15 protein-coding genes are annotated in these 11747 nt (G+C 58.5%); all 15 read left to right on the forward strand.

Translation table 11 applies throughout. The features are described from left to right. Position 1 precedes the first annotated feature (1 nt). The 15 genes from ACQKIK_RS18050 (at position 2) to ACQKIK_RS18120 (ending at position 11745) form a co-directional block, all read left to right on the forward strand. The gene (locus ACQKIK_RS18050; protein WP_045422977.1) at positions 2-790 is read left to right on the forward strand and encodes a ParA family protein; all 789 of its coding nucleotides are present in this window, start codon (positions 2-4) and stop codon (positions 788-790) included. Positions 791-799: 9 nt separating this feature from the next. Beyond that, positions 800-1672, forward strand: coding sequence for a ParB/RepB/Spo0J family partition protein (locus ACQKIK_RS18055; RefSeq protein WP_499136964.1), 873 nt, complete (start codon positions 800-802; stop codon positions 1670-1672). A gap of 134 nt (positions 1673-1806) precedes the next feature. Continuing rightward, positions 1807-2205, forward strand: a complete 399-nt coding sequence (locus tag ACQKIK_RS18060) for a F0F1 ATP synthase subunit I (RefSeq protein WP_082082164.1) — start codon at positions 1807-1809, stop codon at positions 2203-2205. 14 nt (positions 2206-2219) lie between these two features. Next, positions 2220-3092 (forward strand): F0F1 ATP synthase subunit A, encoded by an 873-nt coding sequence (atpB, locus tag ACQKIK_RS18065; RefSeq protein ID WP_045422983.1) that lies wholly within the window; start codon positions 2220-2222, stop codon positions 3090-3092. A gap of 69 nt (positions 3093-3161) precedes the next feature. Then, complete coding sequence (gene atpE, locus ACQKIK_RS18070; RefSeq protein WP_019340921.1) at positions 3162-3389, forward strand: F0F1 ATP synthase subunit C; 228 nt, start codon at positions 3162-3164, stop codon at positions 3387-3389. A gap of 93 nt (positions 3390-3482) precedes the next feature. After that, on the forward strand, positions 3483-3953 hold the full coding sequence (locus ACQKIK_RS18075; protein WP_499136965.1) for a F0F1 ATP synthase subunit B: 471 nt from the start codon (positions 3483-3485) through the stop codon (positions 3951-3953). A gap of 12 nt (positions 3954-3965) precedes the next feature. Beyond that, positions 3966-4502, forward strand: coding sequence for a F0F1 ATP synthase subunit delta (locus tag ACQKIK_RS18080; protein ID WP_045422986.1), 537 nt, complete (start codon positions 3966-3968; stop codon positions 4500-4502). 15 nt (positions 4503-4517) lie between these two features. Next, positions 4518-6062, forward strand: coding sequence for a F0F1 ATP synthase subunit alpha (gene atpA / locus ACQKIK_RS18085; protein ID WP_045422988.1), 1545 nt, complete (start codon positions 4518-4520; stop codon positions 6060-6062). Between the two features lie 50 nt (positions 6063-6112). Then, positions 6113-6976, forward strand: coding sequence for a F0F1 ATP synthase subunit gamma (atpG, locus tag ACQKIK_RS18090; protein ID WP_045422989.1), 864 nt, complete (start codon positions 6113-6115; stop codon positions 6974-6976). 30 nt (positions 6977-7006) lie between these two features. Then, the gene (gene atpD / locus ACQKIK_RS18095) at positions 7007-8383 is read left to right on the forward strand and encodes a F0F1 ATP synthase subunit beta (RefSeq protein ID WP_499136967.1); all 1377 of its coding nucleotides are present in this window, start codon (positions 7007-7009) and stop codon (positions 8381-8383) included. An 80-nt stretch (positions 8384-8463) separates the two neighbouring features. Next, positions 8464-8892: a F0F1 ATP synthase subunit epsilon gene (locus ACQKIK_RS18100; RefSeq protein ID WP_046163281.1), complete on the forward strand. Its 429-nt coding sequence runs from the start codon at positions 8464-8466 to the stop codon at positions 8890-8892. A 122-nt stretch (positions 8893-9014) separates the two neighbouring features. Next, the gene (gene glmU, locus ACQKIK_RS18105; RefSeq protein WP_064481064.1) at positions 9015-10379 is read left to right on the forward strand and encodes a bifunctional UDP-N-acetylglucosamine diphosphorylase/glucosamine-1-phosphate N-acetyltransferase GlmU; all 1365 of its coding nucleotides are present in this window, start codon (positions 9015-9017) and stop codon (positions 10377-10379) included. Positions 10380-10427: 48 nt separating this feature from the next. Beyond that, positions 10428-10556: a hypothetical protein gene (locus ACQKIK_RS18110; RefSeq protein ID WP_499136969.1), complete on the forward strand. Its 129-nt coding sequence runs from the start codon at positions 10428-10430 to the stop codon at positions 10554-10556. Between the two features lie 137 nt (positions 10557-10693). Continuing rightward, positions 10694-10921 (forward strand): hypothetical protein, encoded by a 228-nt coding sequence (locus ACQKIK_RS18115; RefSeq protein WP_499136971.1) that lies wholly within the window; start codon positions 10694-10696, stop codon positions 10919-10921. Positions 10922-10962: 41 nt separating this feature from the next. Continuing rightward, a complete protein-coding gene (locus ACQKIK_RS18120) occupies positions 10963-11745 on the forward strand; it encodes a DeoR/GlpR family DNA-binding transcription regulator (protein ID WP_499136973.1) in 783 nt (260 codons plus the stop codon). Positions 11746-11747 lie beyond the last annotated feature (2 nt).

Here is an 11747-nt window from a genome sequence, read left to right on the forward strand (position 1 = left end):
CATGGCTAAAGTATTTGCCATCGCCAACCAGAAAGGCGGTGTCGCCAAGACGACCACCTGCATCAACCTAGCGGCCTCGCTCGTGGCGACGCGTCGCCGTGTGTTGCTGATCGATCTTGATCCACAGGGCAACGCCACCACTGGCAGCGGTGTGGATAAGTTGGCGTTGGAGTATTCGATATACGACGTATTGATTGGGGAATGCAGCCTGGTCGATGCCATGCAGTTCTCCGAGCACGGCGGTTATCAACTGCTGCCAGCTAACCGTGACCTGACCGCAGCCGAAGTCGCCTTGCTCAATCTACCGGCTAAAGAGAACCGCTTGCGCGAAGCGCTGGCACCAGTTCGGGAAAATTACGATTACATCCTCATCGATTGCCCGCCCTCGCTGTCGATGCTGACGATCAATGCCCTGACCGCCGCCGATGGCGTGATCATTCCGATGCAATGCGAGTATTACGCTCTCGAAGGGCTGACCGATCTGGTCAATTCGATCCAGCGTATCGGTCAGGCATTGAACCCTTCGCTGAAAATTGAGGGTTTGCTCCGTACCATGTATGACCCTCGCAGCAGCCTGACCAACGATGTTACCGAGCAGTTGAAAGCGCACTTCGGTGAGAAGCTCTACGACACTGTGATTCCACGCAATGTGCGCCTGGCCGAAGCCCCCAGCCATGGCATGCCGGCGTTGGTATATGACAAGCAATCCAAGGGCGCCTTGGCCTATCTGGCACTGGCAGGCGAATTGTCGCGCCGCCAGCGCCGGGCCGCCCGCAGCGTAACCGCATAAGGAAACTTGATGGCGACCAAAAAACGAGGCCTAGGACGAGGTCTGGATGCCCTCCTCGGCGGTGTCAACGTGGCGGCGATACAAGAGGAAGCCGCCCAGGCCGATGTGCGTGAGCTGCAACAGCTGCCGCTCGACGTGATTCAGCGCGGCAAGTACCAGCCGCGCCGCGACATCGATCCGGTGACCCTCGAAGAACTGGCCAATTCGATCCGTACTCAGGGTGTGATGCAGCCGATCGTGGTTCGGTCGATCGGCTCTGGCCGCTATGAAATCATTGCCGGTGAGCGCCGCTGGCGTGCCAGTCAGCAGGCAGGTCTGGACCGGATCCCGGCCATGGTCCGGGATGTTTCCGACGAGGCAGCCATCGCCATGGCGTTGATCGAAAACATCCAGCGCGAAGATCTAAGCCCTATCGAGGAAGCCGTTGCGCTTCAACGGTTGCAGCAGGAGTTTCAGTTGACTCAGCAACAGGTCGCGGACGCCGTGGGCAAATCCAGGGTGACCATCAGCAATCTGTTGCGTCTGATCGCCTTGCCGGAAGAGATCAAGACGCTCCTCTCGCATGGAGATCTGGAAATGGGTCACGCCCGGGCTTTGCTTGGACTTCCTGCTGATCAACAGGTAGAAGGCGCGCGGCATGTTGTCGCACGAGGACTGACCGTACGGCAGACCGAAGCACTGGTAAGGCAATGGTTGAACAAACCAGAAAGCGTTAAAGCTGAGCCGAAAAGCGACCCTGATATTGTCCGTCTGGAACAGCGTCTCGCTGAGCGGCTGGGCTCGCCGGTGCAAATCAAGCATGGCGAGAAGGGCAAAGGGCAGCTGGTAATCCGTTACAGTTCGCTGGATGAGCTGCAAGGCGTCCTTGCGCACATCCGCTGATACAAAGTTTATGTAGTGGCGGTCAGAAAGTGCTACCTGAAGGTTGAACGCAGAATGGGCTGCTCCTATACTCGCGGCGCTTTTTTGACTGCGGTCAATCTGGACGGCGCACGTATTTTGGCGATGGACGCACGGTGAATATACGCAACAAGACACCTCTCCATCGGTTACCTGTAGTACGTGTTTTAGTCGTACAGGCGATCGTTGCGTTTGGCACAGGCGTAGTATGCGCTGTGATTTTTGGTATGGTTGCCGGCTATTCGGGATTGCTTGGTGGCCTGATTGCGTTACTGGCTAACCTGTACTTCGCGTTCAAGGCATTTCGCTATTTTGGCGCGCGATCGGCCAAAGCCATCGTTCAGTCTCTTTGGGCTGGCGAAATGGGCAAGCAGATTCTGGCAGCAGCGCTATTTGCGCTGGTGTTTGTAGGAGTGAAACCGCTGCAACCGGCAGCTTTATTCGTCGGTTACCTGTTGGTTTTGGGCGCCGGAGCGAGCGCCCTCCTGCTGATGAAAAATAATCCGAAGCATTGAGCACTGAGGCGTTTATGGCGAGTACCCCGGCGGAATACATCCAGCACCACTTGCAGAATCTGACCTACGGAAAACTGCCGGAAGGTTACGTGCGCGCAGACGGCTCAGTCGTTGACCAAGCGACTTGGACCATTGCCCATTCGGGCGTGGAAGCGCGTGACATGGGTTTCATGGCCGTTCATCTCGACACGCTCGGATGGTCGCTCTTCATGGGCCTGATCTTCATCCTGGTGTTTCGCATGGCAGCCAAGGGCGCTACTGCGGGCACTCCGGGCCGCCTGCAAAACTTCGTCGAGATGTGTGTGGAGTTTGTCGAAGGGGTAGTGAAGGATACCTTCCATGGTCGCAACGCCCTCATCGCTCCATTGGCCCTGACCATTTTCGTCTGGGTGTTCCTGATGAACAGCCTGAAGTGGATTCCGGTCGACTACATTCCGGGCCTGGCGAGCATGATTGGCCTGCCGTACTTCAAGATCGTTCCGACTGCTGATCCGAACGGCACCTTCGGTCTATCGCTGGGTGTGTTCATCCTGATTCTGTTCTACAGCTTCAAGGTCAAGGGCTTCGGCGGTTTTACCAAGGAACTGGCGTTCACGCCGTTCAATCATTGGTCGCTGGTCCCGTTCAACCTGTTCCTTGAGATCCTCGGTCTGCTGACCAAGCCGTTGAGCCTGGCTCTGCGTCTGTTCGGCAACATGTATGCCGGTGAGGTGGTGTTTATCCTTATCGCGCTGCTGCCGTTCTACGTGCAGTGGACCCTGAATGTACCCTGGGCGATTTTCCACATTCTGGTGATCCCGCTGCAGGCGTTCATCTTCATGGTTCTGACCGTGGTGTACCTGAGCTCTGCGCATGAAGACCACAGTCATGCCGAACTCACGCCGTAACAGTTGAACCGGTTCAATAAGTTTCGTTTTACCCAAGAAAACCTTAACCCTTAGCTTCAGGAGCTTTACATGGAACTCGTCTACATCGCCGCCTCTATCATGATCGGTCTGGGTGCCCTGGGCACTGGCATCGGCTTCGCCCTGCTGGGCGGCAAGCTGCTGGAATCCACTGCTCGTCAACCCGAGCTGGCTCCGCAGCTGCAAACCAAGACCTTCCTGATGGCTGGTCTGCTCGACGCCGTACCGATGATCGGTGTTGGTATCGCGATGTACCTCATCTTCGTTGTCGCTGCCTAAGACTTTTCCGGTTCCTGATGGGGTTCGCCTGGCGAGCCCCGTTGCCGTGGAATTGACAACCGCGTCGAACGAGATAGCACGAGGTATATCGCTGTGAACATTAACTTGACGCTGTTCGGTCAAACGTTCGCTTTCGCTATTTTCGTCTGGTTTTGCATGAAGTACGTATGGCCGCCAATCACCAAGGCCATGCAAGAACGCCAGAAGAAAATCGCTGAAGGACTGGACGCCGCAGGCCGTGCGCAGCAAGACCTAAAATTGGCTCAGGAAAAGGTTTCCAATACCCTCCGTGAGACCAAGGGGCAAGCTGCCCAGATTCTTGAGCAAGCCAACAAGCAGGCCAACGCCATCGTTGAGGATGCCAAGCAACAGGCGCGCGTCGAAGGCGAGCGACTGGTGGCCGGCGCCCGCGCCGAGATCGAGCAGGAAGTGAATCGTGCCAAGGAGCAACTGCGCAATCAGGTAGCCGTGTTGGCTGTCATGGGTGCGGAGAAGATTCTGGAGTCCCAGGTGGACGCCCAGGCACACAACGATCTGGTCGAAAAACTGGCCTCCCAACTCTAAGCGAGGCAAGCGATGATCAATACCCAGACGCTTGCTCGGCCATACGCAAAGGCCGCTTTCGAGTTCGCCAGCGCGGCTGGCCGGATTGATGCCTGGTCGGGCATGTTGAGCCTGGCTGCGGTCGCTGTTGACGTTCCCCAAGTTGCCGAACTGCTGAAAAATCCGCGTCTGACCAGTGAAAACAAGGTCCAGACGCTGGTTCAGCTGTTCGGTAGCGACATCGATGAAGCGTTCCGAAACTTCGTCTCCACCCTGGGCGATAACGATCGTCTGGATGTGTTGCCGACCATTCGGGAGCTGTTCGAGGAACTCAAGGCTGAAGCCGAAAAGACACTCGACGTTGAAGTGCAGACAGCCTTCGAGCTGACCCCTGCACAACTCCAAACTTTGGCTGCCGCCTTGTCGAAGCGGCTAGATCGTACCGTCAACCCCCAGCAGGTCGTGAACCCTGCGCTGATCGGCGGCGTTGTTATCCGCGCCGGCGATGTGGTTGTCGATGGTTCGGTCCGCGGCAAACTGAGCCAGTTGGCCGAATCGTTGAAATCCTGATTTGAGGGTCGTGGCATGCAGCAACTGAATCCTTCCGAGATTAGTGAAATCATAAAGCAGCGTATCGGTAGTTCCGATGTGTCTGCTCAAGCGCGTAACGAAGGCACCGTCGTCAGTGTTTCCGACGGTATCGTGCGCATTTACGGCCTGGCCGACGTCATGTACGGGGAGATGATCGAATTCCCTGGTGGCGTTTTTGGCATGGCCCTGAACCTGGAGCAGGACTCTGTAGGTGCCGTGGTACTGGGCGCTTACCAGAGCCTGACCGAAGGCATGAGCGCCAAGTGCACCGGTCGCGTACTGGAAGTTCCGGTAGGTCCGGAGCTGCTGGGTCGCGTCGTTGACGCGCTGGGTAACCCGGTTGACGGTAAGGGCCCGGTTAATGCGCAGGCAACTGACGCAGTCGAAAAAGTCGCACCGGGCGTGATCTGGCGTAAGTCGGTCGACCAGCCAGTCCAGACTGGCTACAAGTCGGTCGACGCGATGATCCCGGTCGGCCGCGGTCAGCGCGAGCTGATCATCGGTGACCGTCAGATCGGTAAGACCGCTCTGGCCATCGACGCGATCATCAACCAGCGCAACAGCGGCATCAAGTGCGTCTACGTCGCGATCGGTCAGAAGCAGTCGACCATCGCCAACGTAGTGCGCAAGCTGGAACAGCACGGTGCTCTGGCCAACACTATCATCGTTGCCGCTTCGGCTTCCGAGTCGGCTGCGCTGCAGTTCCTGGCACCGTACGCCGGCTGCACCATGGGCGAATACTTCCGTGATCGCGGCGAAGACGCGCTGATCGTGTATGACGATCTATCCAAGCAGGCCGTAGCCTATCGCCAGATTTCCCTGCTGCTGCGTCGTCCGCCGGGACGCGAAGCCTACCCAGGCGACGTCTTCTATCTCCACAGCCGCCTGCTGGAGCGTGCTTCGCGCGTTTCCGAAGAGTATGTTGAGAAGTTCACCAATGGCGCCGTGACCGGCAAGACCGGTTCCCTGACCGCTTTGCCTATCATTGAAACCCAGGCCGGTGACGTATCCGCGTTCGTTCCGACCAACGTGATTTCGATCACCGACGGTCAGATCTTCCTCGAGTCGTCCATGTTCAACGCTGGTATCCGTCCGGCCGTTAACGCCGGTATCTCGGTATCCCGCGTCGGTGGCGCCGCGCAGACCAAGATCATCAAGAAGCTCTCCGGTGGAATTCGTACCGCACTGGCTCAGTACCGTGAACTGGCGGCGTTTGCCCAGTTCGCCTCTGACCTGGACGAAGCGACCCGCAAGCAGCTCGAGCATGGTCAGCGTGTCACCGAGCTGATGAAGCAGAAGCAGTACGCGCCGATGTCCATTGCCGACATGGCGGTGTCCCTGTACGCAGCCGAGCGTGGCTTCCTGCAGGACATCGAAGTAGCCAAGGTTGGTGCCTTCGAGCAGGCGTTGATTGCCTATTTCCATCATGAGCATGCTGCTCTGCTGGACAAGATCAACGTGAAGGGCGACTTCAACGACGAAATCGACGCAGGCATCAAAGCCGGCATCGAGTCGTTCAAGGCCACCCAATCCTGGTAAGCCGCAGCGGGAGCCGCGAGGCTCCCGCTTGCTAACCCGATAGGTGTCAAATGGCAGGCGCAAAAGAGATTCGCAGCAAGATTGCGAGCATCAAAAGCACGCAGAAGATCACCAGCGCCATGGAAAAGGTGGCCGTCAGCAAGATGCGCAAGGCACAGATGCGCATGGCTGCCAGCCGTCCCTATGCGGAGCGGATCCAGCAGGTTATTGGCCATCTGGCCAATACCAACCCTGAATACCGTCATCCGTTCATGGTTGAGCGCCCGGTCAAGCGTGTCGGCTACATCGTCGTGTCGTCTGATCGTGGGCTTTGCGGCGGCTTGAACACAAACCTGTTCAAGGCGCTGATCAAGAACATGAAGGAATGGCACGACAGTAAAGTCGAAGCCGACCTGTGCGTGATCGGTAACAAAGGTGCGAGCTTCTTCCGCAGCTTTGGCGGCAACGTGGTCGCAGCAGTCAACGGTCTTGGTGAAGAGCCGTCGATCAATGATCTGATCGGCAGCGTCAAGGTCATGTTGGATGCTTTCGATCAAGGCCGTCTGGACCGTCTCTACCTGGTGTCGAACAAGTTCATCAACACCATGACGCAGAAACCGACCGTAGCCCAGCTGCTGCCGTTGGCCGCGAGCGACGATCAGACCGCGCCGAAAGGTAAATGGGACTACCTGTACGAACCCGACGCTCGCTTGTTGCTGGATGCGCTGCTGGTTCGTTACGTCGAATCCCAGGTCTACCAGGCCGTGGTTGAAAACGGTGCCGCTGAACAAGCTGCCCGGATGATCGCCATGAAGAACGCAACCGACAACGCCGGTGAGCTGATCGGCGACCTGCAACTGGTCTATAACAAGGCCCGTCAGGCTGCGATCACCCAGGAAATTTCGGAAATCGTCGGCGGCGCTGCCGCGGTTTAAGAACGGTTCAAATATTCAGAGGAACCAAACATGAGTAGCGGACGTATCGTTCAAATCATCGGCGCCGTTATCGACGTGGAATTTCCGCGCGATGTGGTACCGAGCATATATGACGCGCTGAAAGTCACTGGCGCCAACACCACCCTGGAAGTTCAGCAGCAGCTGGGCGACGGCATTGTCCGTACCATCGCCATGGGTTCGACCGAAGGCCTCAAGCGCGGTCTGGACGTCACCAACACTGGCGCTGCTATCTCTGTACCAGTGGGTACTGCCACGCTGGGCCGGATCATGGACGTGCTCGGCAACCCGATCGACGAAGCCGGTCCCATCGGCGAAGATGAGCGCTGGGGCATCCATCGCGCGGCGCCGAGCTATGCCGAACAGGCTGGCGGCAATGAGCTGCTGGAAACCGGCATCAAGGTTATCGACCTGGTTTGCCCGTTCGCTAAAGGCGGTAAGGTCGGTCTGTTCGGTGGTGCCGGTGTCGGCAAGACCGTAAACATGATGGAGCTGATCCGTAACATCGCCATGGAGCACAGTGGCTACTCCGTGTTTGCCGGTGTGGGTGAGCGGACTCGTGAAGGTAACGACTTCTATCACGAGATGAAGGACTCCAACGTTCTGGACAAGGTTGCGCTGGTTTATGGCCAGATGAACGAGCCTCCAGGAAACCGCCTGCGTGTGGCACTGACCGGCCTGACCATGGCCGAGAAGTTCCGCGACGAAGGCAAGGACGTTCTGCTGTTCGTCGACAACATCTACCGTTACACCCTGGCCGGCACCGAAGTGTCCGCGCTGCTGGGTCGTATGCCGTCTGCGGTGGGTTATCAGCCGACGCTGGCCGAGGAAATGGGCGTTCTGCAGGAGCGCATCACCTCCACAAAGAGCGGGTCGATCACCTCCGTTCAGGCCGTCTATGTACCTGCGGACGACCTGACTGACCCGTCCCCGGCGACCACCTTCGCCCACTTGGACGCCACCGTGGTTCTGTCGCGTGACATCGCTTCCCTGGGTATCTACCCGGCGGTCGATCCTCTCGACTCCACCTCGCGCCAGCTGGACGCCAACGTGATTGGCCAGGAGCACTACGACACCGCTCGCGGCGTCCAGTATGTGCTGCAGCGCTACAAAGAGCTGAAGGACATCATCGCGATTCTGGGTATGGACGAACTGTCCGAGGCCGACAAGCAGCTGGTATCCCGTGCTCGTAAGATCCAGCGCTTCCTGTCCCAGCCGTTCTTCGTTGCTGAAGTCTTCACCGGTTCGCCAGGCAAGTACGTTTCGCTGAAAGAAACCATCCGTGGCTTCGCCGGCATCCTCAACGGTGACTACGATCACCTGCCGGAGCAGGCGTTCTACATGGTTGGCGGTATCGACGAAGCCATCGAGAAAGCCAAGAAACTGTAACTGGCGCGCCCGCTTGCGGGCGCCAATAAGCTCTGCTGGCGGCGAAGGTTTCCAGCAGAGCTCATTACCGAGGCATAAGTATGGCTATGACAGTCCACTGTGACATCGTCAGTGCGGAAGAAGAGCTGTTCTCGGGGCTGGTAGAGATGGTCATCGCCCATGGTCACCTGGGTGACCTGGGCATTCTGCCGGGCCACGCTCCTTTGCTGACTGATCTCAAGCCCGGTCCGGTGCGTGTGATCAAGCAGGGCGGCGAAGAAGATATCTTCTACATTTCTGGCGGCTTCATTGAAGTCCAGCCAAATATGGTGAAGGTGCTTGCCGATACTGCGACTCGCGCCAAGGATCTGGACGAGGCGGCGGCGAAAGCTGCTGTTACAGCCGCTGAAAAAGCGTTGCACGAGAAGGGTGCCGAGTTTGACTACGGCTCCGCTGCTGCGCGTCTCGCCGAGGCTGCAGCTCAGCTGCGGACGATCGAGGCGATGCGCAAGAAGTACGGTCGCGGTTGATTCGGTAACGGCTTCATCGCGAACGAGTAAAAGGGTAGCCTTGGCTACCCTTTTTTTTTTTTTTCTGCCACTTGGAAATAACCCCCGCGTCGGCCTGCGGCTACGTTTGTTCAGGATCTGCCATGTCTCTCGATATCGTCATTCTCGCTGCTGGTCAGGGCACGCGCATGCGCTCTGCCCTGCCGAAAGTTTTGCACCCTGTTGCCGGTCAATCCATGCTCGGGCATGTCATTGACACCGCTCGCGCACTCAAGCCGAAGGCCATCCATGTTGTGATCGGCCACGGTGCCGAGCGGGTTCGTGAACAGCTGGCAGCAGATGATCTGAATTTCGTCGTGCAGGCCGAGCAGTTGGGTACAGGCCACGCCGTGGCCCAGGCACTTCCGGCATTGTCGGCCGAGCGTGTGCTGATTCTTTATGGTGATGTACCGCTGATCGAAGCGGCGACGCTCGAACGACTCCTGCAGCAAGTGAATCCGCAGCAGCTCGCTTTGCTCACGGTGGATCTAGCCGACCCGAGTGGCTACGGACGGATCGTGCGTGACGCACAAGGTGTGGTTCAGGCAATCGTCGAGCACAAGGATGCCTCGGCCGAGCAGAAACTCATCTCGGAAGGCAATACCGGCATTCTCGCGGTCCCGGGTGAGCGGCTCGATGATTGGCTGGGTAGACTTTCAAACAGCAACGCCCAGGGTGAGTACTACCTGACTGATGTGATCGCCATGGCCGTGGCCGATGGCCTGGTGGTAGCTACCGAACAGCCGTTGCATGCGATGGAAGTCCAGGGCGCTAACGATCGCATTCAGCTGGCTGAGCTTGAGCGGCACTATCAGCAGCGCGCCGCGCGCCGTTTGATGGCGCAGGGTGTCACCCTGCGAGATCCGGCGCGCTTCGACTTGCGGGGTGAGGTCACCGTTGGACGTGACGTGCTGATTGATGTGAACGTGATTCTCGAAGGCAAGGTGTTGATCGAGGACGGCGTAGAGATCGGCCCTAATTGCGTGATCCGCAACAGCACCCTGCGCCGCGGTTCGGTGGTCAAGGCCAACAGTCATCTGGAAGGCGCCGAGCTTGGCGAAGCCGCCGATTGCGGACCGTTTGCCCGTTTGCGTCCCGGCGCGGTATTGGGCGCCAAAGCGCACGTCGGCAACTTCGTTGAGGTGAAGAACTCAAGCCTGGGTGATGGCGCCAAGGCCGGTCACCTGGCTTATCTAGGTGATGCGGAAATTGGCGCACGGACCAACATCGGCGCCGGCACCATTACCTGCAATTACGACGGTGCAAACAAGTTTCGCACGGTGATGGGTGAGGATGTTTTCATTGGCTCCAACAGCTCGTTGGTTGCCCCGGTCACCCTAGGCGATGGCGCAACCACCGGCGCAGGCTCGGTGATTACAGCCGACGTCCCGGCCGGAACTCTGGCCCTCGGGCGAGCGCGGCAAGCATTGATCACGGGCTGGCGGCGGCCCCAGAAAAAGCAGAAATAGTGCTCGATGCCCGTCGCTGGAGCATGCGCTGGCGGGAGCGTGCCGAGCGTGTTCACGTGTTCATTCCCCGGGCTGGCCATTGCTGTTGCGATCATCGGGGTGCTGATCAGTGCTTCCCTCTACCAATCGCATCAGGCCAGTCGTACAGGTGAGCGCCTCGAGCAGCGCAATCCTTGAGCAATCTTGCGTAATAAGCTGCTGAACTGCCGCCTGGCTTAGGCCCTGCCTACGGAGCGTCGGTCAACGAGGCCTATCGGTACGTCCAGGGCTTCGTCCGACACCTGCTGCCGTAGCATGAGCAAGCCATCGAGTGCATGCCTAATGCGTTCGAACTGCGCGAAGCCCGCTTTCAGGCCAACCCGAAGCTAATCGGGATCTGTACGGCGCTGGTTGGCTTGCCCTTAATGTGGACTCCTGCCCGCAGCGTGACCCCGCCGGTCGAAGCTGTTGCGGCGACGCTCAACGATATCGCTAGCGGCGAGGAATTCGACCACGTTATAGGCCCTCATCGGTGTCAGGAGTTGACTGAGTCGCTGGATTAGGTTTTGATTCGTCAAATTTTCTTTCGAACCGAAACTTAACCATGTCGAAACGCAACACTCCGCAACGACGTCACGCCATACTCGCCTTGCTCAACGAGCAGGGCGAGGTCAGCGTCGATGAGTTGTCCAGGCGTTTCGAAACCTCCGAAGTGACCATTCGCAAAGACCTCGCCGCGCTGGAGAAGAACGGCTTGCTGTTGCGCCGCTACGGCGGTGCGGTGCCCTTGCCGCAGGAGCTGATCGGCGACAGTGCGCAGCCAGTCTCGCTCTGGAAGCAAGCCATCGCCCGAGCGGCTGTCGGGTGCATTCGCGAACATGCGCGAATCATCATCGACAGTGGCACCACCACTGCGGCGATGATCCCGCAGCTGGGCCACAAGCACGGGCTGTTGGTCATGACCAATTCCCTGAGTGTCGCCAACGCGTTGCGTGAGCTGGAGCATGAGCCGACACTGCTGATGACTGGCGGTACCTGGGATCCGCATTCCGAGTCGTTCCAGGGCCAGGTGGCAGAACAGGTGCTGCGCTCTTACGACTTTGACCAGTTGTTCATCGGGGCAGATGGTATCGATCTGCAGCGTGGCACCACCACCTTCAATGAGCTACTCGGCCTGTCACGGGTCATGGCCGAAGTCGCGCGCGAAGTCATCGTGCTCGCCGAGTCCGACAAGATCGGCCGACGTATACCCAATCTTGAGTTGCCCTGGGGCGACATTCATACCCTCATCACGGACAAACGCCTCACCACCGAGGCGCGTTCAAGCATTCAGGCCCGCGGCGTCAAACTGATCTGCGCGGCCGTCGAAACCCATCAGGAGACCTGACC

Source organism: Pseudomonas sp. NPDC047961, from assembly GCF_050272435.1.
Classification (GTDB): domain Bacteria; phylum Pseudomonadota; class Gammaproteobacteria; order Pseudomonadales; family Pseudomonadaceae; genus Stutzerimonas.

What these genes read in the sequence shown, in the direction of transcription:
- ACQKIK_RS18050 (WP_045422977.1), top strand. Translation starts at nt 2, where the DNA reads ATGGCTAAAGTATTTGCCATCGCCAACCAGAAAGGCGGTGTCGCCAAG.
- ACQKIK_RS18055 (WP_499136964.1), top strand. Translation starts at nt 800, where the DNA reads ATGGCGACCAAAAAACGAGGCCTAGGACGAGGTCTGGATGCCCTCCTC.
- atpB (WP_045422983.1), top strand. Translation starts at nt 2,220, where the DNA reads ATGGCGAGTACCCCGGCGGAATACATCCAGCACCACTTGCAGAATCTG.
- atpE (WP_019340921.1), top strand. Translation starts at nt 3,162, where the DNA reads ATGGAACTCGTCTACATCGCCGCCTCTATCATGATCGGTCTGGGTGCC.
- ACQKIK_RS18080 (WP_045422986.1), top strand. Translation starts at nt 3,966, where the DNA reads ATGATCAATACCCAGACGCTTGCTCGGCCATACGCAAAGGCCGCTTTC.
- atpA (WP_045422988.1), top strand. Translation starts at nt 4,518, where the DNA reads ATGCAGCAACTGAATCCTTCCGAGATTAGTGAAATCATAAAGCAGCGT.
- atpG (WP_045422989.1), top strand. Translation starts at nt 6,113, where the DNA reads ATGGCAGGCGCAAAAGAGATTCGCAGCAAGATTGCGAGCATCAAAAGC.
- atpD (WP_499136967.1), top strand. Translation starts at nt 7,007, where the DNA reads ATGAGTAGCGGACGTATCGTTCAAATCATCGGCGCCGTTATCGACGTG.
- ACQKIK_RS18100 (WP_046163281.1), top strand. Translation starts at nt 8,464, where the DNA reads ATGGCTATGACAGTCCACTGTGACATCGTCAGTGCGGAAGAAGAGCTG.
- glmU (WP_064481064.1), top strand. Translation starts at nt 9,015, where the DNA reads ATGTCTCTCGATATCGTCATTCTCGCTGCTGGTCAGGGCACGCGCATG.
- ACQKIK_RS18115 (WP_499136971.1), top strand. Translation starts at nt 10,694, where the DNA reads ATGCCTAATGCGTTCGAACTGCGCGAAGCCCGCTTTCAGGCCAACCCG.
- ACQKIK_RS18120 (WP_499136973.1), top strand. Translation starts at nt 10,963, where the DNA reads ATGTCGAAACGCAACACTCCGCAACGACGTCACGCCATACTCGCCTTG.